Source organism: Streptomyces sp. SAS_272 (assembly GCF_052543235.1).
The window spans coordinates 38,507-60,255 of record NZ_JBMNDR010000050.1 but is presented as its reverse complement, the minus strand read 5'-3'; the positions used below and the strand labels follow the sequence as shown (position 1 = coordinate 60,255).

At 69.5% G+C, this 21,749-nt stretch carries 19 protein-coding genes and 2 pseudogenes; 12 read left to right on the top strand and 9 right to left on the bottom strand.

Going from position 1 to position 21,749, the window contains the following annotated elements; all coding sequences use genetic code 11:
- Positions 1-114 precede the first annotated feature (114 nt).
- Entirely contained in the window at positions 115-1,413 is a 1,299-nt protein-coding gene (locus ACN6LD_RS26000; RefSeq protein WP_319192846.1) for an NlpC/P60 family protein, read from the bottom strand.
- Between the two features lie 628 nt (positions 1,414-2,041).
- Here ACN6LD_RS26000 and ACN6LD_RS25995 point away from each other — a divergent pair.
- Together ACN6LD_RS25995 and ACN6LD_RS25990 are read left to right on the top strand one after the other, a co-directional pair.
- Entirely contained in the window at positions 2,042-2,596 is a 555-nt protein-coding gene (locus ACN6LD_RS25995; protein ID WP_319192845.1) for a GtrA domain-containing protein, read from the top strand.
- Positions 2,597-2,712: 116 nt separating this feature from the next.
- Positions 2,713-3,003 carry a hypothetical protein gene (locus ACN6LD_RS25990; RefSeq protein WP_319192843.1) on the top strand — a complete coding sequence of 97 codons (291 nt, stop codon included), beginning with the start codon at positions 2,713-2,715 and terminating at the stop codon, positions 3,001-3,003.
- A gap of 163 nt (positions 3,004-3,166) precedes the next feature.
- On the opposite strand, the gene ACN6LD_RS25985 is transcribed toward ACN6LD_RS25990, so the two are convergent.
- The 6 genes and pseudogenes from ACN6LD_RS25985 to ACN6LD_RS25960 all read right to left on the bottom strand — a co-directional run.
- Positions 3,167-3,400 carry a hypothetical protein gene (locus ACN6LD_RS25985; protein WP_319192841.1) on the bottom strand — a complete coding sequence of 78 codons (234 nt, stop codon included), beginning with the start codon at positions 3,398-3,400 and terminating at the stop codon, positions 3,167-3,169.
- Between the two features lie 59 nt (positions 3,401-3,459).
- Positions 3,460-3,942: an RICIN domain-containing protein gene (locus ACN6LD_RS25980; RefSeq protein WP_319192839.1), complete on the bottom strand. Its 483-nt coding sequence runs from the start codon at positions 3,940-3,942 to the stop codon at positions 3,460-3,462.
- 204 nt (positions 3,943-4,146) lie between these two features.
- On the bottom strand, positions 4,147-6,408 hold the full coding sequence (locus ACN6LD_RS25975; protein ID WP_445044423.1) for an ATP-binding protein: 2,262 nt from the start codon (positions 6,406-6,408) through the stop codon (positions 4,147-4,149).
- A 294-nt stretch (positions 6,409-6,702) separates the two neighbouring features.
- Positions 6,703-7,152 (bottom strand): spore-associated protein, encoded by a 450-nt coding sequence (locus ACN6LD_RS25970; protein ID WP_319192836.1) that lies wholly within the window; start codon positions 7,150-7,152, stop codon positions 6,703-6,705.
- 166 nt (positions 7,153-7,318) lie between these two features.
- Positions 7,319-7,432, bottom strand: a pseudogene (locus ACN6LD_RS25965) (helix-turn-helix domain-containing protein); the annotation flags it as partial.
- Positions 7,432-7,779: pseudogene (locus tag ACN6LD_RS25960) on the bottom strand (DUF2975 domain-containing protein); the annotation flags it as partial. The pseudogenes ACN6LD_RS25965 and ACN6LD_RS25960, both read right to left, overlap by 1 nt.
- Before the next feature lie 314 nt (positions 7,780-8,093).
- Here ACN6LD_RS25960 and ACN6LD_RS25955 point away from each other — a divergent pair.
- On the top strand, positions 8,094-9,083 hold the full coding sequence (locus ACN6LD_RS25955; protein WP_319192862.1) for an aldo/keto reductase: 990 nt from the start codon (positions 8,094-8,096) through the stop codon (positions 9,081-9,083).
- A gap of 74 nt (positions 9,084-9,157) precedes the next feature.
- On the opposite strand, the gene ACN6LD_RS25950 is transcribed toward ACN6LD_RS25955, so the two are convergent.
- On the bottom strand, positions 9,158-11,113 hold the full coding sequence (locus ACN6LD_RS25950; RefSeq protein WP_445044422.1) for an amino acid transporter: 1,956 nt from the start codon (positions 11,111-11,113) through the stop codon (positions 9,158-9,160).
- 609 nt (positions 11,114-11,722) lie between these two features.
- Between ACN6LD_RS25950 and kdpF the strand changes: the two genes are divergently transcribed.
- The 8 genes from kdpF to ACN6LD_RS25910 all read left to right on the top strand — a co-directional run bounded on the left by kdpF (position 11,723) and on the right by ACN6LD_RS25910 (position 20,007).
- Positions 11,723-11,812 carry a K(+)-transporting ATPase subunit F gene (gene kdpF / locus ACN6LD_RS25945; protein WP_016434100.1) on the top strand — a complete coding sequence of 30 codons (90 nt, stop codon included), beginning with the start codon at positions 11,723-11,725 and terminating at the stop codon, positions 11,810-11,812.
- A gap of 5 nt (positions 11,813-11,817) precedes the next feature.
- Positions 11,818-13,482, top strand: coding sequence for a potassium-transporting ATPase subunit KdpA (gene kdpA, locus ACN6LD_RS25940; RefSeq protein ID WP_445044421.1), 1,665 nt, complete (start codon positions 11,818-11,820; stop codon positions 13,480-13,482).
- Positions 13,479-15,608, top strand: a complete 2,130-nt coding sequence (kdpB, locus tag ACN6LD_RS25935) for a potassium-transporting ATPase subunit KdpB (protein WP_445044420.1) — start codon at positions 13,479-13,481, stop codon at positions 15,606-15,608. Before kdpA ends, kdpB begins: the two co-directional genes overlap by 4 nt.
- Before the next feature lie 23 nt (positions 15,609-15,631).
- On the top strand, positions 15,632-16,300 hold the full coding sequence (locus tag ACN6LD_RS25930) for a potassium-transporting ATPase subunit C (RefSeq protein ID WP_319190466.1): 669 nt from the start codon (positions 15,632-15,634) through the stop codon (positions 16,298-16,300).
- 311 nt (positions 16,301-16,611) lie between these two features.
- Complete coding sequence (locus tag ACN6LD_RS25925) at positions 16,612-17,130, top strand: toxin-antitoxin system HicB family antitoxin (RefSeq protein WP_319190468.1); 519 nt, start codon at positions 16,612-16,614, stop codon at positions 17,128-17,130.
- 138 nt (positions 17,131-17,268) lie between these two features.
- Positions 17,269-18,111, top strand: coding sequence for a DUF4097 family beta strand repeat-containing protein (locus ACN6LD_RS25920; RefSeq protein ID WP_445044419.1), 843 nt, complete (start codon positions 17,269-17,271; stop codon positions 18,109-18,111).
- A gap of 79 nt (positions 18,112-18,190) precedes the next feature.
- Positions 18,191-19,219, top strand: coding sequence for an ATP-binding cassette domain-containing protein (locus ACN6LD_RS25915; RefSeq protein ID WP_319190472.1), 1,029 nt, complete (start codon positions 18,191-18,193; stop codon positions 19,217-19,219).
- Positions 19,216-20,007 (top strand): ABC transporter permease, encoded by a 792-nt coding sequence (locus ACN6LD_RS25910; protein ID WP_445044418.1) that lies wholly within the window; start codon positions 19,216-19,218, stop codon positions 20,005-20,007. Before ACN6LD_RS25915 ends, ACN6LD_RS25910 begins: the two co-directional genes overlap by 4 nt.
- A gap of 190 nt (positions 20,008-20,197) precedes the next feature.
- Here ACN6LD_RS25910 and ACN6LD_RS25905 read toward each other — a convergent pair whose 3' ends face one another.
- The gene (locus tag ACN6LD_RS25905) at positions 20,198-20,635 is read right to left on the bottom strand and encodes a RidA family protein (protein WP_445044417.1); all 438 of its coding nucleotides are present in this window, start codon (positions 20,633-20,635) and stop codon (positions 20,198-20,200) included.
- 62 nt (positions 20,636-20,697) lie between these two features.
- On the opposite strand from ACN6LD_RS25905, the gene ACN6LD_RS25900 reads away from it, so the two are divergent.
- Complete coding sequence (locus ACN6LD_RS25900; protein WP_445044416.1) at positions 20,698-21,666, top strand: helix-turn-helix transcriptional regulator; 969 nt, start codon at positions 20,698-20,700, stop codon at positions 21,664-21,666.
- Positions 21,667-21,749 lie beyond the last annotated feature (83 nt).

Here is a 21,749-nt window from a genome sequence, read left to right as displayed (position 1 = left end):
TCTCCCTTGTCCTCGATGCATGGGAGGCGTGACCGAGGGCGGTCGGGCACGCCGTCGAGCCGGTCGGCGATGTCGTCGATGCGTGTGTCGGCCGTCGTCGCGAGGCGACGGATGTCAGAACCAGCCCGTGCAGACGATGGAGCCGCCCTTGCCGTTGGTGCCGCAGGCACGCATCACCAGGCCGTTGTCGTTCCACTGGGTGGTGTACGCGTCGCCGCCGGAGGTGACGGTCGTGTAGCCGAGCATCGGCTCCCAGGTGTCCCCGCCGTCGCTGCTGCGATCGACCCAGATCTCGTCACCGATCGTGCCGCCGGAGATTCGGCCCCAGGCACAGGCCGTCGTGCCGTTGTAGCGCAGCTCGACCGTGCGGCCGAACACGGTGGCGGACTTGGCCGACCACGCACCGGCGGATTCGGGCGGGGTACCGTCACCGCAGGAGGTGTTGGAGGACGCGCCCTCCAGCGTGCCGCCGATTCTCGAGTAGTCCCCGCACGACGGCACGCCAGGTGTGATCGCCGGGCCCTGGAGGAAGAGGTTGCTGATCCAGCTGCGGTAGTCCGGCAGATAGGTCCAGACGTTGTTGACCATGCCGTCCACGGTCGCCCGTTCCCCGACGCGCTGGCACAGCGCCCGCACGGCGACGGAAATGCCGTTGGTCACCGTCCAGTTGATGCCGCTGCCGGTGGTGGAGTCGGTGCGCAGGTTCGGCTGACCCCAGGTCTTCACCTGCTTGCCGAGACCGTCGTACTCCCACACCGGGAAGACGCCCGAGACTTCGGGCCGCAGCGAACCCTGGTAGCCGGCCCAGGGGATGTCCGAGACTCGGACGACCTCGCCCGATTGTGGTGACTCGAGCCGCTTGCCGTTGCCGAGATAGAGGGCGACGTGGCTGAGTCCCTCTCCGAAGTACATGATGTCACCGGGCAGCAGCGGAGCCTCGCCCTGCGCCTTGGTGAACCTTGTGTGGGCGTAGCCCGGGTCCTGCCAGGTGGACTGCGTGGTGCGCTCGCTGATGATGTCCTGGCGGGTGGCCTTGTACCAGGCCCAGCGCACGAGGCCGATGCAGTCGAAGCTCCAGTACGTCGGATCGTTGATGGACCTCGGGTCCGTGTCCAGCATGCCCTGGCTGGGGCCAGGCAGGCCCCCGGCGTGGCCGCCGCCCCAGGCGTACATCCAACCGACGGAGCGGCAGGCGACGTTGACGGCGTCCTGGGCGGCGTTGCTCGCTCCCGCCTTCAACGGCGCACAGGTGTCGGCGGCCGGTGCGGCCGGCGCGGCGGTCGCCGGCGCCGCTGTCGGCAGGGCCAGGCAGGCGACCGCGACGGCGGCGGCGAGCAGCAGTCGCAGCGGTCGGAAGCGGCCGTGCGGTGTTCCTCCGTCACGGTCGCGGTCGCGTTGTCTCTGTCTTCTCATGTCGTTCCCCGTTTCCTCCGGCCGTGGTCGTTCGTCGCACGGCCGGCCGGCCGTTTGCTGTCGGCGTGGGTGAAGCAGCCACGGCGGTTGTCCGGCGCCGTGAAGGGGTGCCTCACAGCAGCCTGCTGGCAGCTCGACCGTCCTGTCGACGCACGCACGTTGCCCGGCCGGACGGGCAACGGGAAACCCTCGGGAAACACCGCGTGAGCACTGCGGCCGGCCGGCGCCCGCCCGTCGTGGACACCCGTCCCCCGTCCCACCGTCCACTTCGGGGTCGCCGGCCTCGCCGCGGTGTCGGTGACTGCCGCGCGAGCGCGCCTCAGGCGAAACACAAGTGGGTTCAGCTTGGGTGGGTCCGGCGACTGCCCTGTCTGTCCCCGTCGGACCCTCGGTGTAGCGTTCATCCTCGCTCGTTGCAACGAATGTTGGGCAGGGTTGCGTTAGCGCGGCGTCATTGCAACATTTTCATCACGTTCACCTGCGTGTACTGTGCCCGCTTGCGGTAAATCAGTTGCCGAAAATATGAATGCAACGTAGCGTTTCCGGTATGAGGAACGAGGGGGCAGAGGCTGTGAGGGCCGGGAAGTGCGCGTTACGCAACAGTGATGGGGCAACGGGGCGGGGGACCGTGGAATCAGTGCAGGGCGGGCGGCGGCGGACGTCCGACGCCATCGCCTCGTTCGCCCGCTTCGTGCTCTGCGGCGGCGGGGTGGGGATCGCCTCGAGCTTCGCAGTGGCGGCGCTCGCCTCCTGGACGCCGTGGGTCCTGGCCAACGCCCTGACCACCGCGGTTTCCACGCTCCTCGCCACCGAGCTGCACGCCCGATTCACCTTCGGTGCCGGCGGACGTGCCACGGGGCGGCAGCATGCGCAGTCGGCCGGGTCCGCGGCGGCCGCGTACGCGGTGACCTGCGTGGCGATGTTCGTTCTGCGGCAGCTGATGGCGACGCCCGGTGCGGTGCTCGAGCAGATCGTGTACCTGTCCGCCACGGGGCTCGCCGGTGTCGCGCGGTTCGCGGTGCTCCGCCTCGTGGTCTTCGCGCGCAGTCGTTCGGAGGCCGCGGGCTCCGCGAGCGGCGGCCCGGGAGGCGGCGACGCAGCCGGCGAGGCCCGTCCCGTGCACCCGGCAACGACCCGTGGCGCGACCCCGACCGACCGCGCGTCGCTCTGCCGCGCTGCCTGACCGGTCAGCCGGAAGGCGTGGCCGTTCGTCGCCTCCCGCGACGATCGACCCGCCTCAACGGCGTTCGTGAGCGGTGGAGTTCAGGTAAGCGCGGTCCACAGATTATGATCTTGGTCATGTCTGTGCAGAACTCCGAGAAGACCCTTTCCCGCAAACAGAGGCTGCAGGAGAAGCAGCGTCGCCAGCTTGCGGTGGTGGACACCGTGGACAAGGCCGAGGCCAAGGTCCGCAAGGCCGAGCTCGAACTGGCCGTGGCCGTCACCGAGGCGGTGCAGGTCTTCGGCGACGAGCACGCGGCGTCCGAGGGGCTGGACATGCCGGTCGAAGCGATTCGGCGTTTTCTCGGGATGGCGCAGGACGAGGCGGCCCGCGCCGACGACGCCCCCGAGGCCGCCGGCGAGGGGTGAGGCCCAGTTCGCGTTCGCGTCACAGCCCTCGCCTCTGACGGCACGGACCCGGCTGCCCGACCCGACCGTACCCAGCCGAACCGACAAGACCGCCGCCTCCTGCGAGGCGGCGGTCTCTGGTACGTCGTACCTGCCCCGGGTGCTGTCCGTCCGAAGACGGACCCTAGTCACATACGACGGTTGAGATCGGAAAGGTGACCGTCACCGTGATGATCTTGGTGACCCAGTGTCCGTTCTCGAAGATCTTCGTGGTGCGGAGAACATTCATCGGCACGTAGCGGATCTCGGTGTGACAGGCGGCGGGGGCGGCCTGAGCCGCACCGGAGCTGATGAGCACTCCTCCACCCGCCAGCATCATCGCGGCGGCCGTCGCGGCGGCAGCTCTACGGAAACGCATGTGAATCACCTCGAATGTCGTGTGATGTCGCCGTCTGCGGCCTGACCTGAAGGGCGCGGTCACCGCCAGTTCTGGTGCCGGTTGCCTGCGTCGCATCCGATGGTGCGCAGACCGAACTCGCTGTCGTCCAGGCATTCGCGGGTGGCCTGGTTCTCCAGGGAGATCGCGCCGCCGCCGCGCTGCCACACCCACCAGCTCTGCTGGGTCGAGGAGTTGCAGGACCTGGTGGCGAGGGTGACTCCGTCGTCGTAGAGGCAGCGCCCGGTGGCGAGGTTGCGGAACTGGCGGGTGCCGTCGTTCCACACGTGGACGCGCCAGTTCTGGAAGTCCGAACCGTTGCAGCTGAAGCCGCGCAGGCCGGCGGCCGAGTCGTCGAGGCAGGAGCCGGTGGCGGCATTGCCGTAGTGCTCGACAGCGTCGGCCGCCTGGGCCGGTGCGGCGAACGCGCCGAGCACGGAGAGGGCGGCGGCTGCGGTGGCGATGCCGGCCTGGCCGCGCGCTGTCAGACGCGGACGAGGGCGGGTGTTCGCGGAGTGGGGCATGTCGGGTCCATTCAGCAGGTGGGACGCCTGGAACGCGGCGTTCGACAGTGGTGTGCTGTGCACCGCACACCGTGCTGTCACTGGAACCATGGTGCTGACGTGCCGGATGGGCCAACAGGTCACGAACCGTTCACCTGTGACCGGTCGGCCGATCGGTCGGCCGGTCGCCGCATGCCGTGGGGGCCGGGCGTGCGGAGCGTTTCGTCAGTGGACGCCGTCCGCGGCGTTTCCCCGGCCCAGCTCGTCGAGCCGGCGGTCCACCTCCTCGGCTTCCTGATCGCGTCCCTGTCGCCGGTACAGATGCAGCGCCTGCCGCCATACGTCGAGGGCCTGGTCGTCGTGGCCCAGTGCGGCGTGGGCGTGACCGAGCCGATCGAGTGTGTCGGCGGTTTCGTAGGTGTTGTCGAGGTCGCGGTAGAGGCTTATGGCGTGGAGGTAGTGCCGGACGGCGTCGTGATGCCGGCCGCTGTGGTGGTCGATGTAGCCGAGGCTGTCCAGGGTCTGTGCCTGGCCGTTCACGTCCTGGTGGTGCTGGTAGAGGGCGAGGGCGGACTGGCAGTGTTCGCGGGCGGTGTCGTGATCCCCGAGACGCGCGGCGTACCAGCCCACGGCGTTGAGTGCGTTGGCCTCACCGATCGGCTGGTCGAGTCCGCGGTACAGGTCGAGTGAACGTCTGGCGTGCTCGAGAGCGCGCCGGCCGTCGGGCCAGATCGACGCGAGAGTGTAGTGCGCCTTGGCCTGCAGGGCGCGGTCGTTCTGCTGCTCGCTCAGGGCGAGCGCCTCGTTCATGGCGGCGATCGCCTCCTGATGGTGTCCGAGCACGACGTGGGCTCGGCCCAGAAGCCGGTAGGTGAGGATCTGGGCGCCGGCGTCGGCCAGGCGGCCGGCTGAGTCGACGGCGATCTGCCACGCGCCGAGCTGATCGTGGCGGTGACCTCGCCGGTAGTGGAAGTCGTACAGCGTCCAGGCCAGCTGCCAGGCCGTCTGGTGGAGGGTGTGCGCGACGGCGGTGCGCTGGGCGGCGAGCAGGTTCCTGTGCTCGGTGTCGAACCAGTCCATCGCGGCCGGGATGTCGGGCAGCGGCTGTGGGCTGCAGGCGGGCAGCGGCGGGGCGAGCTCGATGGGGTCGCGATGGGAGTCCAGGAGACGGGCGGCGGCGTACGCGGTGTGGGTGTAGAAGTCGAGCACCCGCCGCAACGCCGTCTCGCGTGCACTGTCGGACAGCTGGTGGGCGGTGGCCGCGTAACGGCGGATGAGGTCGTGCATCCGGTAGCGGCCGACGGCGTCCTGGTCGACCAGGGACGCCTGCTCCAGGCTGCGCAGCACGGCCCTGGTCCGGCTCCTGCCGAGGCTGGTGAGGCTGGTGGCGGCAGGCAGGCTGATGTCGGGTCCGGGGGCCATCGCGAGCAGAGCGAAGACCTCGGCTTCCTCGTCGGTCAACGCCCGGTGGGACAAGGAGAGCACCGCTGGGAGGCTCGCGGCGGGGTCGGCGTCGTCCAGTACGTCGAGCGCGCCCTCGCGCAGTTCGCCGGCCAGATCGGCCAGGGGCATGTGGGGATGGGTGTGGGCGCGGCCGGCGACGATGCTGAGCGCCAGCGGGAATCCGCCGCACAGGCCGATGAGGTCTTCGACCGCCGAGGGCTCGGCGTCGACGCGCCCGGTGCCGAGTCGGGCTACGAGGAGTGCGTGGGCCTCGGTGTCGGTGAGCGTGCCGACGGACAGGTGGCGGGCGCCGTGGCCGGTGATCAGGCCCGACAGCCGGTTGCGGCTGGTGACCGCCACGGTGCAGGTGTCTCCGCCCGGCAGCAAAGACGTGACGTGGGCGGTGTCAGCGGCGTTGTCGAGCAGCAGCAGCATCTGCTTGTCCGCCACCAGGCTGCGGAACAGGGCCGCCTGAGCGTGGGGCGCGACGGGGATGCGGCCGGGGTCGACGCCCAGGGCGTCGAGGAAGCCGCGGACCGCCACGGCCGGGTCCATGGGGTCGCTGTCGGGGCTGAAGCCCCGGAGATCGACGAAGAGCTGCCCGTCGGGGAACCGGTCGGCGTTGCGGTGAGCCCAGTGCAGTATCAGCCATGACTTGCCGACCCCGCCGGCCCCTGCGATCGCGGAGACGACCACGGGGGCCGCTGCGCCCGACCCGGACCGCAGCGCGGCGTCGAGCCGGTCGAGCTCGTGACGGCGACCTACGAACGGGGCCGGCGGGGCGGGCAGTTGGCGCGGGACCGGCATCGTCGGGTGTTCAGGCGCGCCCGCCGCAGCGGCCAGCAGTTCGTCCAGTTCCGCCGGCCGTAGGCCGAGTGCGGAGGCCAGTTGACGTACCGAGGCAAGTTGTGGGTTGCGCCGTTTCCCGGTCTCCATGCCGCGGATGGTGCTGACCGAGACGCCGGAACGCTCGGAGAGGGATTCCTGGGTCAGTCCCGCGCGTAACCGGAACCGCCGGACTGTCGTGGCGAAGGCACCTTCCATGTGAACCTTCCTACCAGGCAGATCGATCACAGCCGACCTGCCCCCTTGCCCACGGGCCGACCGACCGTGACGGGGCTGCGCAGTGGCGGCGTCGCGGCACAGTGGCGGCGTCGGCTGTCCGGAGCACGTCGGAAGTCGGTCGAGCGGGCCTTTACCGGCCGTCGCCCGGACCGTTCGGGACCACTGCGTGTCGTGCCCCACCGTGCCCTCCGGCCGGCTCCCGCCTCGCCGGCCTTGCGGTCGGTGGTCGTGAGGCGGGGGCCGGCGGACCGCCCGGTGTGGTGGGCGGACGCGTCAGCGGGTGTGGGTGGTCCGGTGCTCGGTGAGCGAGGCGCAGTTGGAGCCGGTCACCTGTACGTAGGTGTTGGCGATGCCGCCGCCCCAGTCGACGCAGTGCCCCTTGCCGATGACGTAGGAGGGGCCCGCGTAGGACGTGTAGTACCCGTTGTCGTTGTCGCCCTCGTTGGTGTCGGGGACGTAGATCCAGGCGGACATGTCCACCGCCGTGCCGGGGTTGTTGCGGATGGTGACGACGCAGTTGTTGCCGTTGGAGGCGTTGTAGGCCAGGTAGACGGTGCCCAGCGAGCCGACGGGCGCGGAGTTCACGGTCTTGTAGCCGCTTCCGCAGACCTTCTGCGGTGTGGTGTTGGGTGCGGCGGAGGCGGGCGCCGCGAGAGCGGTCGTGGCCCCCAGCGACAGAGCCGCCAGAGCCGCGGCACCCAGCATGGAGTGAGTGAAGCGCATATTTCCCCCTTGTGTGCTTAGGAGTTCATTACTCCTGCCTTATGTGACGGGCGTGGCCTACGGATGGTTGTGCCGGTTTCACTGGCATTTTCGGTCACAACTGGCGCTGCAATTGGCTGAGTTGGAATGCAACCGGAGGAATTCCTCGGGGTCGCCCCGGTGGCCGTCATCCGCTCGCGGCGTCCTCCGCCTCCCGGCGCAGCAGATCGCCCGGCCGGCACGTGAGCGCCTCGCAGAGCGCGGCGAGCGTCGCGAAGCGCACCGCTTTGGCGCGGCCGCGGTGACGCCCGGGTCGTCCCGCTGGCCCGGTGCATGGACGACCGTGACCGCGAACCACAACAGGGCAGCCGCCACGACCGCGCCGATCACGGCGTCCACGTACCGGAAGGCGGCGTGGGAGAACAGGGTTGCGCGGCGCACCATCGTCACCAGCCGCCACACGCTGACCAGGGCGACCTGGGCCGCCGCCATGCCCAGGATCGTGATCACGCGCAGCGGAGTCAGCGGGATCGACCCGTCCTCCGGGTCGGTGGCCAGTGCCCACACCGTCGATGCCTGTACGAACACGGTGCCGGCGAGCGTCACCACGAGAACGGCGCGCAGCGCACCTAGGGTCAGTTTTCCCACGGACCGTCCTTCCATCGAATCGCGATGGAAATCTATCGAGATTCGATGGGTCGGGTAAGCATGGCGGGTGAACGGACGACGGATTCGCCTTGTGGCGACACGCAGCCGGGCACGGACGGTGTCCCAGGGTGAAGACTTGCGTTGGAGTGCGCTCCAGGGCGTAGCGTCGCGGACACCGCGGCACACGAAACCCATGCGACCCCGGCCTCTCACAGGATGCCGAGCGGCGGAATCCATCGCTGGATGGACGAGGGCGTGGGCCTCGTGGCGCCCGAACGACGAACGAGTTTGCAGGGAAAGGCATGGGATACGACATGCAGAAGCGCAGTCTGCGGGACCTCCAGGTATCGGCCGTCGGCCTGGGGTGCATGGGCATGTCCGCCTTCTACGGATCCACCGATCAGGCGGAGGCGATCGCGACCGTCCGGCGCGGCCTGGAGCTCGGGGTGAACTTCCTCGACACCGCGCAGATGTACGGGCCGCTCACCAACGAGTCACTGGTGGGCGAGGCGATCCGGGGGCATCGCGAGGAGTACGTGGTCGCGACGAAGTTCAACTACCGGATGGACAACGCGGTACCCGGTGACATCAGCACGGTCGGCCCGCAGGACGGCTCGGCCGAGCATGTCCGCAGTTCGGTCCACGGTTCCCTGCAGCGACTGGGCACCGACCACATCGACCTCTACTACCAGCATCGCGTCGACCCGAACGTCCCCATCGAGGAGACGGTCGGAGCGCTGGCCGAGCTGGTCGCCGAGGGCAAGGTGCGGTACATCGGCCTGAGCGAGGCAAGCGCGGAGACCATCCGGCGCGCCCACGCCGTGCATCCGGTCACCGCGGTGCAGAGCGAGTACTCACTGTGGTCACGGGACGTGGAGGCCGAGGTGCTGCCCGCCTGCCGTGAGCTGGGCATCGGGTTCGTCCCGTACTCGCCGCTCGGCCGCGGCTTCCTCGCCGGGCGGTTCGCCTCGCTGGACGAGCTGGACGCGAACGACTGGCGCCGCGAGAACCCGCGCTTCCAGGACGCCAACCTGAAGGCGAACCTGCGGCTGGCGGAGAAGGTCAAGGAGATCGCCGCCGAGAAAGAGGTGACGCCGGCCCAGCTGGCCATCGCCTGGGTGCTGGCACAGGGCGAGGACCTGGTGCCGATCCCGGGCACCAAGCGCCGCACCTACCTGGAGCAGAACGCCGCCGCGACCGCCATCGCGCTGACCGAGGACGACCTGGCCCGCATCGACGCGGAGCTGCCCGAGGCGGCAGGGCAGCGGTACGACGAGGCAGGGATGCGAAGCGTCAATCGCTAGCGCTGCGACCGGGACAGGTCCACCGCGCCGCCATGGGACCGTGAGCGGTCCCGTGGCGCCGGTCGCCGGCGGGCTCAGCCGGTGTGGACGCGGGGGCGGCGGGCGCGGTCCGGCTCGGCCTCGCGCAGGACCTCCCGGGTGACCGGGGCGACCTCGCCCTGGCCGAAGAGGAAGAACCGCAGGAAGTTCGCGAACGGGCCGCCCTCGGTCCACTCGAAGTAGATGTGCGGCACGCAGCCCGTCCGGTCGCGGACGTGGAGGAGCAGGGCTGCGAGGGCGTTGGAGATGGAGGAGGACTCCAGCGTCAGTACGCGGTAGCGGTTGTGCAGGACCTCGCCGCGTACCGTCAGGCCCGACTCGAACTCGGAGGGGTCGGTCACCGTCACCTCCACGAAGACGAAGTCCTCCTGTTCCGGCATGTCGTTGTCGGCCCGGATCTGCTCGATCTTGTCGCGGTACTCGGCCTTGTCGCGTTGGTCGGGCTCGTTGGCGATGAACCGTATCCTGCGGCTGGCCATGTCCCGGATGAAACGTTCCGCCATCGCGTCCACGGTGACGCTGGTGACGCGGAGCTCGAAGGCTCGGGCCAGCCGGGACAGCAGCGAGACGAGGATGATGCCGGCGATGAAGCAGGCGCCGATCTTGACGCCGTCGGGGCGCTCGATGACGTTCGCGACGGTGACGTAGAGGAACACGGCCGAGATGACGGCGAAGCCGATCGTCCAGCCCCGCTGGCCCGCCTTGCGGGCGGCGATGGTCACGGCGATCGCCGCCGAGCTGATGAGCACCAGCACGCCGGTCGCGTACGCCCCGCCCTGCGCGTCGACGTCCGCGTCGAAGATCCACGTGACGAGGAAGCCGATGAGGGTGAAGACGATGACCATCGGGCGGACCGCCCGTGCCCAGTGCGGAGCCATGCCGTAGCGGGGCAGGTAGCGCGGCATCAGGTTCAGCAGGCCGGCCATCGCCGAGGCGCCCGCGAACCACAGGATCGCGATCGTCGACACGTCGTAGACCGTGCCGAACGCGTTGCCCAGGTACTCGTGGGCGAGGTAGGCGAGGGCGCGCCCGTTGGCCGGGCCTCCGGACTCGAAGTCCTTCTCCGGGATGAGGAGGGTGGTGATGAAGCTGGTGGCGATCAGGAAGACGCTCATGATGAGCGCGGCGGTCGTCAGCAGCTTCTTGGTGTCGCGGATCCGCCCCCGGGGGTGTTCCTCGGTGTCGGCGTCGTCCCCCTTCACATGGGGCATGACCGCGACGCCGGTCTCGAAGCCGGACAGGCCCAGAGCCAGTTTGGGGAAGACCAGCAGCGCCACACCGACCATGGCGAAGACGTTGCCGTGCTCGGCGGTGAGCGCGCTGGACCAGTCGGTGATCACATGGCCCGCTGTGGCGACGTGCCACATGCCGACGACGACGACCACGACGTTCAGCGTGAGGTAGACGCCCACCAGGGCGACCGCGACGCCGATCGCCTCCAGGAAGCCCTTGAGGAACACCGCGCCGAGCAGGGCGACCAGGATCAGCGTGATCAGCAGTTGCTTGTCGTGCAGCGTGCTGGTCAGATGCGGGTTCTCGACGAGATGTGTCGAGGCGTCGGCCGCCGAAAGGGTGATGGTGATCAGGAAATCAGTGGCGGCGAAGCCCAGCAGGGTCAGGACGAAGAGCTTGCCCTGCCAGAAGGACAGCAGCCGCTCGAGCATCGAGATCGAGCCCTCGCCGTGCGGACTCTCCTCCGCCACCCGGCGGTAGACCGGGAGTGCGCCGGCCAGGGTGACCAGGACGAGCACGATGGTCGCGACGGGGGAGAGCAGGCCGGCCGCGAGGGCGGCGATCCCGGGCTGGTAGCCGAGGGTGGAGAAGTAGTCGACGCCGGTCAGGCACATCACCCGGTACCAGGGCTGGCCCTTGTGCGCAGCCCTGGGCGCGGCGTGCGGGCCGGTGTGGCCGCCGGACCTGCCCATGTCGGACAGGCCCTGGAGCATCCATGTCCGCAGACGGCTCGGCGGCGGGTGTTCGGTGGTGGCCATCGGCGTGCGCTCCCGGTGTGCGGTTCGGCGTGTGGTTTCGGCCATCACGCGGACGGCGCTACCAGCGTATGCAGAGAGTGACGTGAGGGCCGAGGGGTAGATCACACACCGGCGTCAGGGTTGCGTTAAGACCAGCCGTGCCATGTGAGCGCCCTCATACGCGGCGGCTGTCTCAGGCGCTCAGTGGTCGGCGAGGCGACGATCGCCGTGTGGGCGAGCGGGTGCGAGGCCACGCCCGGCCGGCCGGGGTCGCGCTCCCGCTGCTGGTGGCGGCCGTCCACTGCCGTGGACGACCCGGACGACCCGGGCAATGCGAACGACCCGAGCGACTCGAGCGATCCGAGCGATCCGAGCGACTGGGACGACCCGCCGGCGGCGGCCTCCGGGAAGCCGCCGTAAGAGTCCCGTCAAGGGGGCGCCGCCCGCCGTCAGGGAGTCGTCAACGGCCGACCGATTCCGGCCAGGGGCGGGTTTCCTCTGAGTGTCCGCTTCTCTTCAGACCCCCTTTCCTCAGTCCTAGGAGTTCGCGATGGCCGATCTGGCCTTCGTCGTCACCACGATCGCGGTGTTCGCGCTGGTGGTCCTCGTCGCCAAGGGGGTGACCAAGCTGTGACCGCCGAGAACATCGTCGGCCTGGTCGTGGCCGTCGCCCTGCTGGGATATCTCGTCCTCGCCCTGATCTTCCCGGAGAGGTTCTGAGCGGCATGGGTCCCGTCCTCGCCGGCCTGCTCCAGCTGCTCGCGCTCATAGCGGCGCTGGCGCTCGCCTACGTTCCCCTCGGCGCCTACATGGCCAAGGTCTACTCCTCCGACAGGCACCGGCGCGTCGAGAAGTGGATCTACAAGGGCATCGGCGCCGACCCGGACACCGAGATGCGCTGGCCCGCGTACCTGCGCGGCGTCCTCGCCTTCTCGGCCGTCTCGGTCCTCTTCCTGTACGTGCTCCAGCGGCTCCAGGGCCACCTGCCGGGCTCGCTCGGCTTCCGGGCGATCGACCCGGACCAGGCGTTCAACACCGCCGCGTCCTTCGTCACCAACACCAACTGGCAGTCGTACTACGGCGAGCAGGCCATGGGCCACGTCGTGCAGACGGCCGGGCTCGCCGTGCAGAACTTCGTGTCCGCCGCCGTCGGCATCGCGGTGGCGGTGGCACTGGTACGGGGATTCGCTCGCTCCCGTACCGGTGAGCTGGGCAACTTCTGGTCGGACCTGGTCCGCGGGACCCTCCGCATCCTGCTGCCGCTCTCGGTCGTCGCCGCGATCGTCCTGGTGGCCTGCGGTGCCATCCAGAACTTCTCCGGCGTCCACGAAGTCGGCCGGTTCATGGGCGGCTCGCAGCAGTGGAACGGCGGGGCCGTCGCCTCCCAGGAGGCCATCAAGGAGATCGGCACCAACGGCGGCGGCTACTTCAACGCCAACAGCGCCCACCCCTTCGAGAACCCCACCCCCTTCACGAACCTCTTCGAGATCTTCCTGCTGCTCGTCATCCCGTTCGCGCTGACCCGCACCTTCGGCATCATGGTCGGCTCCCTCAAGCAGGGCTACGCGATCCTCGCCACCATGGGGACCGTCTGGGTCGGCTTCATCGCGCTGATGATGTGGACCGAGTTCGCCCACCACGGCCCGGCTCTGCAGATCGCCGGGGGAGCCATGGAGGGCAAGGAGACCCGCATCGGCGTCGGCGCCTCGTCGATCTTCGCCGTGTCGACGACGCTCACCTCGACCGGCGCGGTGGACTCCTTCCACTCCTCCTTCACCGGTCTGGGCGGCGGGATCGCCATGCTGGGCATGCAGCTGGGCGAGATCGCGCCCGGCGGCACCGGCTCCGGCCTCTACGGCATGCTGATCATGGCGGTCATCGCGGTGTTCATCGCCGGACTCATGGTCGGCCGCACGCCCGAGTACCTGGGCAAGAAGATCGGCACCCGTGAGATCAAGTTCGCCGCCTGCTACATCCTGATCACGCCGGCGCTGGTGCTCGTGCTCACCGCCGCCTCGATGGCCCTGCCCACCCCGGTCCACTCCATGACCAACTCGGGCGCGCACGGATTCTCCGAGATCCTGTACGCCTACACCTCGGCCGCGAACAACAACGGTTCGGCCTTCGCCGGGCTGAACGCGGACACCCAGTGGTTCAACACCACGCTGGGACTGGCCATGGTGCTGGGCCGGTTCCTGCCGATCGTGTTCGTGCTGGCACTGGCCGGCTCGCTCGCCGAGCAGAAGCCGGTGCCGGTCACCGCGGGCACCCTGCGCACCGAGAAGCCGCTGTTCACCGGTCTGTTGGTCGGCGCGATCCTGATCATCACCGGTCTGACCTACTTCCCGGCGCTCGCGCTGGGCCCGCTGGCCGAGGGGCTGGCGTCATGACGACCCGTACAGAGAAGCAAGAGGACTCGATGTCCACAGCATCCCCGGCCCGGGCGCCGCACAGCGACGTACCCACCGGGCACAAGCCCGCCGAGGGACGTGTCGGAGCGGGTCTCTTCGATCCCGGACAACTGCTCAAGTCGCTGCCGGACGCCTGCCGCAAGCTCGACCCGCGGGTGATGGTCAAGTCGCCCGTGATGTTCGTGGTGTGGATCGGCTCCCTGCTCACGACCCTCTTCTCCTTCAAGGACCCGGGTGACTGGTTCGGCTGGACGATCAGCGCCTGGCTGTGGCTGACCGTCGTCTTCGCCAACCTGGCGGAGGCGGTCGCCGAGGGCCGCGGCAAGGCGCAGGCCGACACTCTGCGCAAGGCCCGGACCGACACGGTGGCCCGGCGTCTCGCGGGGGACCGGGAGGAGCAGGTGCCGGGCACCGGGCTGCGCATCGGCGATCTGGTGGTGTGCGAGGCCGGGGACATCATCCCGGGCGACGGTGACGTCGTCGAGGGCGTCGCGAGCGTCGACGAGTCGGCGATCACCGGCGAATCCGCGCCCGTCATCCGGGAATCCGGCGGCGACCGCTCCGCCGTCACCGGCGGCACGAAGGTCCTCTCCGACCGCATCGTCGTCAGGATCACGACGAAACCCGGCGAGACCTTCATCGACCGCATGATCAACCTGGTCGAGGGCGCTTCACGGCAGAAGACGCCGAACGAGATCGCGCTGAACATCCTGCTCGCCTCGCTCACGATCGTCTTCCTGCTCGCCGTCGCCACTCTGCCGCCGTTCGCCGACTACGCAGGCACCCACCTCACGACGGTGGTGCTGGTGGCGTTGCTGGTCTGCCTCATCCCCACCACGATCGGCGCGCTGCTGTCGGCGATCGGCATCGCCGGCATGGACCGTCTGGTGCAGCGGAACGTGCTGGCCATGTCCGGGCGGGCCGTCGAGGCCGCCGGTGACGTGTCGACCCTGCTGCTCGACAAGACCGGCACCATCACGCTCGGCAACCGGCAGGCATCGGGGTTCGCGCCCGTGAGCGGCACCACCGAAGCCGAACTCGCCGACGCGGCCCAGCTGTCGTCCCTGGCGGACGAGACGCCCGAGGGCCGCTCGATCGTCGTCCTCGCGAAGGAGAGGTACGCACTGCGCGAGCGAGACCGGGGCCGACTCACCGGCGCCGAGTGGATCGCCTTCACCGCCCAGACCCGGATGTCGGGCGTCGACGTGGACGGGCGCAGGATCCGCAAGGGCGCGGCCGGTTCCGTCGTCGCCTGGGTCCGCGAGCAGGGCGGTGAAGTGTCCTCGGACGCAGCCGCGCTCACCGACCGGATCTCCCGGACGGGCGGCACGCCGCTGCTCGTGGCCGTCGACGACGCGGAAGGCGCGCGGGTGTTGGGGGTCATCCACCTCAAGGACGTCGTCAAGGACGGCATGCGGGAACGCTTCGACGAACTGCGCCGCATGGGCATCAGGACGGTCATGATCACCGGCGACAACGCGTTGACCGCCCAGGCGATCGCCGAGGAGGCGGGTGTCGACGACTTCCTCGCGGAGGCCACCCCCGAGGACAAGATGGCGCTCATCAAGCGCGAGCAGGCGGGCGGCAAGCTGGTCGCGATGACCGGCGACGGCACCAACGACGCTCCCGCCCTCGCCCAGGCCGACGTCGGCGTCGCGATGAACACGGGCACGTCGGCCGCGAAGGAGGCCGGCAACATGGTCGACCTCGACTCCAACCCGACCAAGCTCATCGAGATCGTCGAGATCGGCAAGCAACTCCTCATCACCCGGGGCGCGCTCACCACGTTCTCCATCGCCAACGACGTCGCGAAGTACTTCGCGATCATCCCGGCGCTGTTCGCGGCCGTCTACCCCGGCCTGGACAGGCTCAACATCATGGGCCTGTCCTCACCGGACTCCGCGATCCTGTCCGCGGTCATCTTCAACGCACTGATCATCATCGCCCTGGTTCCGCTGTCGCTCAGGGGCGTGCGGTACCGGCCGGTGAGCGCGGACAGGATGCTCCGGCGCAACCTGACGGTCTACGGACTCGGCGGCCTGATCGCGCCCTTCGTCGGCATCAAGATCATCGACGTGCTCCTCTCCCTCATCCCCGGGCTGTAACTTCCTGAAAGCGTGCTGAAGGCATGAACAACTCCGTGACCAACACCCTTCGGTTGCTCGGGGCGGGCCTGCGAGCCCTCCTCGCGCTGACCCTGGTGACGGGCGTCCTCTACCCGCTGGCCGTCACCGGCGTCGCCCAGGGACTGTTCGCGAACCAGGCGAACGGATCCGAGATCAGGGCTGACGGCAAGGTCGTCGGCTCCTCGCTCATCGGCCAGGCGTACGACCTGCCGTCGAAGAAGGGCCGGACGACCCCGGAGCCCGATCTGAAATGGTTCCAGGGCCGCCCGCAGAACGGCCTGGGCGCCAACAGCGTCAACACCCGGTACCGGCTGATCCTGTCCGGTGCCACCAACCGGTCCGCCGACAGCAAGGACCTCATCGCCTGGGTCACCGCGGCCAAGGCGGCCGTCGTCAAGGACGACTCGACGGCCGACTACAGGGTCAGCCCCTCCGACGTTCCCGCCGACGCGGTCACCTCCTCCGGCTCCGGCCTGGACCCGGACATCTCCCCGCAGTACGCGGACATCCAGGTCCACCGGATCGCCGAGAAGAACGGCCTGTCCGTCGGCCAGGTTCAGAAACTGGTCGACGAGCACACCGAAGGCCGCACCCTGGGCTTCATCGGCGAGCCTCGGGTGAACGTCCTGGAACTGAACATCGCGCTGAAGGATCTCCTCGCGAAGAGCTGATGACGAAGAGCTGATGACGAAGGCCTGCCGGCGTTGACCCGTCCGGCGTACGGCGTCGCATCGGCATGGCAGTGCTGGGGCGGTGGTCTGGGTGGGCGGCATGTGGCGCCATCATGCGCCACGAGGTGCCACGAGGTGCCACGAGGTGCCAGGAGGTGCCGCCGAAGGTGTTCGGATGCTTGTGGCGCCATCGTGGCCCAGGCGTGATGTCGGCAGGTTTATGCAGGTCATCGGCCTCGTGTTCGTCAACGACCAGTGAAGTGTCACTCCGTCGCTTGCGTATGACGCCATGATGGTGCCATCATGGCGTCATGGACCTCACCCCGTACGTCGACTCCCTCCGTCGTGAACTGGCGGTGGCCGCCGAAGCCGGTGGCGACGAAGCCCGCGAGCTGGCCGAGAGGCTCACCGCACCTTTGGAGTCCGCGACCCGGCTGACGATGCTCAACGTGCTCTCCGCCGCGATGGACGAGATCACCCGCGACCTCGCCCCGGGTTCGGTCGACGTACGGCTGCGCGGGCTCGACCCCGACTTCGTGGTCACGCCGCCGCCCACCTATGGCGGCGCTGCCGCGGAGCCGGCCGTGGCCGCAGAGCCGCTCGGCGCTCCGGCGCCGGCCGACCTCGACGAGGGAGGCACGGCCCGCGTCAACCTGCGCCTGCCGGCCCACCTCAAGGCCCGTGCCGAAGAGGCCGCGGCCCGCGACGGTCTGTCGGTCAACGCATGGCTGGTGCGCACCGTGTCGGTCGCGCTCGACGGGGGCGTTCGCTCGCGTACACCGGAGAAGACCCAGACCGTCGGCCAGAGCTTCACGGGCTGGGTGCGCTGACCGCGTCCCCACCCGTGCCGCCTCAGCCTTACCGCTTCACCCACATCACTTCACCCGCATCACTTCACCCGCATCACTTCACTCGCGCCCCGTTCCAGCGGCGGGGACAGTCCGAGGACCCAAGAGGACGGGACAGCCATGCCTTCTTTCGACACTCCCGAACCGATTTCGGTGACCGCCTACGTGTACTCCGGTTCCATCCAGTTCAGCGCGGGCGACCGCCTCGACACCGTCGTCGAGGTGCGGCCCCGCGACCCGAAGAAGGACCTGGACGTACGCACGGCCGAACAGACCGAGGTCGGCTGCGCGGGCGGCTCCCTGACCGTCACCACCCCCAAGGCCAATCTGCTGGGACGTGGCGGCACCGTCGACGTGACGGTGGAACTGCCCACAGGCTCCGGCATCGACGTGAACGGCGCCGGGGTCAGGGTGCTCAGCGAGGGCCGGCTGGGCGAGGTGCGCGTGAAGACCTCGGCCGGCGACGTCCGCCTCGACACCACCGGCCCGCTGCACCTGAAGGCGTCGCACGGTTCGACCATCGTCGACCGGGTCGAAGGCAGGGCCGACATCACCAGCAGCACCGGAGACGTACGCGTCGGCCTCGTCGACGGCCCCGCCGCCCTGAAGAACTCGCACGGCACCCTGACCGTCGGCGCCGTGACCGGCGAGCTGCAGGTGAACGGTGCCAATGGCGCCATCGACATCCGGCGGGCCGATTCGTCGGTCACCGGCACCACCACCAACGGACTCCTCCGCGTCGCCGAAGTCAGCTGCGGCAGCGTCCGGTTGGAGACTTCCAACGGCTCGATCGAGGTCGGCATCCGCGAAGGGGCGGCCGCCTGGCTCGACGTCAGCTCGAACCGCGGACAGGTGCGCAACGCGCTTGCCGCGTCCGAGCCCCCGGAGCAGGCCGCGGACGTCGTCAAGGTTCACGCACGGACCAACTGGGGCAACATCGACGTCCTCCGCGCCAAGGTCTGAGGCCCTCCGTCTCCCTGCTGCTCCCTTCGTCAACTCACCGACTTCCCCGCCCACTTCATCCTGCGCCCGGGAGGGCCACATGCCTACGTCTGTCATGTCCACATCCAGCCAGAGCGACGGTCACGCACCCACGGTCGCCGTCTCTGCCGCAGGGTTGCGCAAGTCCTACGGCGACAAGGTCGTCCTCGACGGAATCGATCTGCGCATCCCGGCCGGCTCGGTGTTCGCACTGCTCGGACCGAACGGCGCCGGCAAGACCACGGCCGTCAAGATCCTCTCCACCCTCGTCACCGCCGACGGCGGGCAGGCACAGGTCGCCGGCCACGACGTCGCCGGGTCGCCGGACGGGGTCCGCGCGGCGATCGGTGTCACCGGGCAGTTCTCCGCGGTCGACGGCCTGATCACCGGCGAGGAGAACATGCTCCTCATGGCCGACCTGCACCACCTGTCCAGGCGCGAGGGGCGGCGGGTGGCCGCCGAACTGCTCGAGCGCTTCGACCTGACCGAGGCGGCGAAGAAGCCCGCCTCCACCTACTCGGGCGGCATGAAACGCCGGCTCGACATCGCCATGACCCTGGTCGGGAACCCGCGGATCATCTTCCTCGACGAACCGACCACCGGCCTCGACCCGCGTTCGCGCCACACCATGTGGCAGATCATCCGCGAACTCGTCACCGACGGCGTCACCGTCTTCCTCACCACCCAGTACCTGGAGGAGGCCGACGAGCTCGCCGACCGCATCGCCGTGCTGCACAACGCGAGGATCGCCGCCGAAGGCACCGCCGACGAACTGAAGCGCATGATCCCCGGCGGTCACGTCCGGCTCCGCTTCACCGAACCGGCCGCCTACCGGTCCGCCGCCGCGGCACTGTCCGACGTCACTCGCGACGACGAGGCACTGGCGCTGCGGATCCCCAGCGACGGCAGCCAGCGCGCACTGCGCGCCATCCTCGACCGGCTCGACTCGGCCGGCATCGAGGCCGACGAGCTGACCGTGCACACCCCCGACCTCGACGACGTGTTCTTCGCTCTCACCAGCCCCGCCGAGGCGCCCGCCCAGCCGAGCCGGTCCAGCCGGCCCACCCAGTCCGAGGAGACCGTCCGATGAGCGCCCTCACCCTCGCAGTCCGCGACTCCACCACGATGCTGCGCAGGAATCTGCTGCACGCGTGGCGGTACCCCTCCGCAACCCTGAACCTGTTGCTCACGCCGATCATGATGTTGCTGCTCTTCGTGTACATCTTCGGCGACGTGATGAGCGCGGGCATCGGCGGAGGGGGCGCGGATCGCTCCGACTACATCGCCTACATCGTCCCGGGCATTCTGATGATGACCATCGGCAGCACCGTGATCGGGGCCGCTGTCTACATTTCCATGGACATGACCGAGGGCCTCATCGCCCGCTTCCGCACCATGTCGGTCTATCGCGGCTCCGTGATCGTCGGGCACGTCGTCGGCAGCGTGCTGCAGTGCCTCGCCAGTGTGATCCTCGTCGGAGCCGTCGGCGTGGCCATCGGCTTCCGGTCCACGGACGCCACCGTCCTGGAGTGGCTCGCGGCGTTCGGGCTGCTCGCGCTGTTCGCCCTGGCGCTCACCTGGATCGCGGTGGGGCTGGGCATGGCCAGCCCGAACCCCGAGGCGGCCAGCAACAGCGCCATGCCGCTGATCCTCCTGCCCCTCATCTCCAGCGCCTTCATCCCGGCCGACACGATGCCCGGCTGGTTCCGGCCGATCGCCGAGTACCAGCCGTTCACCCCGGCCATCGAAACCCTGCGCGGCCTGCTGCTCGGCACCGAGATCGGCAACAACGGGTGGATCGCGATCGCCTGGTGCGTCGGCCTGACCGTGCTCGGCTACCGCTGGTCGACGGCGCAGTTCAACCGCGATCCGAAGTAGGGGCCCGACAAGGTCCGGGCCGTCGCGCTCGCGGCTTCCTGCGCCAGGTCGTGTCCGCGGAGTGACGTCGCCTGCCCATAGCGGCCGGGCGGGACTTCGCGGACACGACCTGGCGCTGTGACCGCACCGATGCGTCAGGACCACCGCACAGGCGCTTCGATGTCGGGTCGGCCCGATGCCGGGCGCCCGGTCAGGGTCGGACGGCCAGTGCTTCCACTTCGAACAGGACGTCGGGTGCAGCCAGGCTCGCGACACCGATGAGGGTCTGTGTGGGCGGTTTCGTACCCCAACCCGCCCGTACGGCCGCGGTGATCGGCCCCAGCTTGCTGACATCATGGTTCACCACGTACGTCCTGAGCTGGACGACGTGGCTGAGGTCGAGCCCATGGGCGGCAAGAGCCACGCCGATGTTGTGGAACGTCCGCTGCACCTGCTCGGTGAAGTCGGCCGAGACGACCGTGCCGTCCGGGCCCGACCCGTACTGACCGGACACCAGCACCAGTTCGGTCTCCGCCGGGACAGTGACAGTGTGGCTGTACCCGAACGGGATCGGGTCGTGCAGTCCTTCCGGATCGACCAGGACGGGGGCTGTGCGGATCGCCTCTTGCGGGCGATGGATCTGTGTCATGCCGGTAAGCCTGCCGACGAATACACGACATCGTGTGTCACGTATTCCGGTAGCGTTTCCGTATGCGCGCCGACCGTTTGGTATCGCTGGTGCTGCTTCTACGGCAGCACGGTCGACTGTCCGCGACCACGCTCGCCCGTGAGCTGGAGGTGTCCACTCGCACCGTGCTGCGCGACATCGAGGCGCTGTCCGCAGCCGGCGTTCCGGTCTACGCCGAGCGCGGTCGGCACGGCGGTTTCACGCTGCTGCCCGGCCTTCGGACCGAGCTCACCGGACTGAACCATGACGAGGCGCTTGCCCTGCTGATCGCCGGGTCACGCCCCGGCGCCCAGGCGTTCGGCCTGGGCTCGGCGCTGGCTTCGGCCATGCGCAAGGTGGTTGACGCGTTGCCCGAAAGTCATCGGGCCATCGCGGCCGGGGCGGCTCAGCGTGTGCTCGTCGATCCGCAGACCGACCTCCTCTCGCGTCGGCTGGTCGCCGAGGAGGCGCCCGACACCGTGGTCGCCGAGGTCCGGCGCGCGGTGTTCGCCGGACACAGGCTGCGCATCCACTATGCGGCCGTCGACCAGAGCCCGAAGTGGCGCACGGTGGACCCGATCGGCCTGGTCACCGTGCGCAACCAGGGCTATCTGCTGGCCGACCGATCCGGTACGGAGCGCACCTACCGGCTGTCCCGGGTCCTGGCCGCCGAGGAACTCGCCGAACCGGCGCAACGGCCCGATCGGGTCGACCTGGACCGCGTCTGGCAGGAACGCAGCACACGGTTTCGCACCGGCGGCGAGCAAGTCACCGTGCTGGTACGGGTGAGCCCGACGCGGAGGGAGGAGCTGGTGGGCACCGCGTTGGCTGTCGCCGCCGAAGTGACGGACGCCGACGGCTGGTTGCGGCTGGAGGCGACCTTCCAGGATTCGAGGCACGCCGAATGGGCGCTGTGGCAGCTCGCCACGGACGCGGAGGCCCTGGCCCCGCACTCGTTGCGCGACTTCCTGCGTGAGCGTGCCGCCGCTGTCGCCGGCCGCTACGCAGTGTGAACCAGGTCAGTCGCCGTCGTACGCGTGCCGCCGCCCACGACGACCGGCCTCCGCCCCGACGTCCTCGGGTCGGGGGACATGCC

Excerpts from the sequence above, each read along its gene's own strand:
- ACN6LD_RS26000 (WP_319192846.1), bottom strand. The coding sequence starts at position 1,413 with ATGAGAAGACAGAGACAACGCGACCGCGACCGTGACGGAGGAACACCG.
- ACN6LD_RS25990 (WP_319192843.1), top strand. The coding sequence starts at position 2,713 with ATGTCTGTGCAGAACTCCGAGAAGACCCTTTCCCGCAAACAGAGGCTG.
- ACN6LD_RS25985 (WP_319192841.1), bottom strand. The coding sequence starts at position 3,400 with ATGCGTTTCCGTAGAGCTGCCGCCGCGACGGCCGCCGCGATGATGCTG.
- ACN6LD_RS25980 (WP_319192839.1), bottom strand. The coding sequence starts at position 3,942 with ATGCCCCACTCCGCGAACACCCGCCCTCGTCCGCGTCTGACAGCGCGC.
- ACN6LD_RS25975 (WP_445044423.1), bottom strand. The coding sequence starts at position 6,408 with ATGGAAGGTGCCTTCGCCACGACAGTCCGGCGGTTCCGGTTACGCGCG.
- ACN6LD_RS25970 (WP_319192836.1), bottom strand. The coding sequence starts at position 7,152 with ATGCGCTTCACTCACTCCATGCTGGGTGCCGCGGCTCTGGCGGCTCTG.
- ACN6LD_RS25955 (WP_319192862.1), top strand. The coding sequence starts at position 8,094 with ATGCAGAAGCGCAGTCTGCGGGACCTCCAGGTATCGGCCGTCGGCCTG.
- ACN6LD_RS25950 (WP_445044422.1), bottom strand. The coding sequence starts at position 11,113 with ATGGCCACCACCGAACACCCGCCGCCGAGCCGTCTGCGGACATGGATG.
- kdpA (WP_445044421.1), top strand. The coding sequence starts at position 11,818 with ATGGGTCCCGTCCTCGCCGGCCTGCTCCAGCTGCTCGCGCTCATAGCG.
- kdpB (WP_445044420.1), top strand. The coding sequence starts at position 13,479 with ATGACGACCCGTACAGAGAAGCAAGAGGACTCGATGTCCACAGCATCC.
- ACN6LD_RS25930 (WP_319190466.1), top strand. The coding sequence starts at position 15,632 with ATGAACAACTCCGTGACCAACACCCTTCGGTTGCTCGGGGCGGGCCTG.
- ACN6LD_RS25925 (WP_319190468.1), top strand. The coding sequence starts at position 16,612 with ATGGACCTCACCCCGTACGTCGACTCCCTCCGTCGTGAACTGGCGGTG.
- ACN6LD_RS25920 (WP_445044419.1), top strand. The coding sequence starts at position 17,269 with ATGCCTTCTTTCGACACTCCCGAACCGATTTCGGTGACCGCCTACGTG.
- ACN6LD_RS25915 (WP_319190472.1), top strand. The coding sequence starts at position 18,191 with ATGCCTACGTCTGTCATGTCCACATCCAGCCAGAGCGACGGTCACGCA.
- ACN6LD_RS25910 (WP_445044418.1), top strand. The coding sequence starts at position 19,216 with ATGAGCGCCCTCACCCTCGCAGTCCGCGACTCCACCACGATGCTGCGC.
- ACN6LD_RS25905 (WP_445044417.1), bottom strand. The coding sequence starts at position 20,635 with ATGACACAGATCCATCGCCCGCAAGAGGCGATCCGCACAGCCCCCGTC.
- ACN6LD_RS25900 (WP_445044416.1), top strand. The coding sequence starts at position 20,698 with ATGCGCGCCGACCGTTTGGTATCGCTGGTGCTGCTTCTACGGCAGCAC.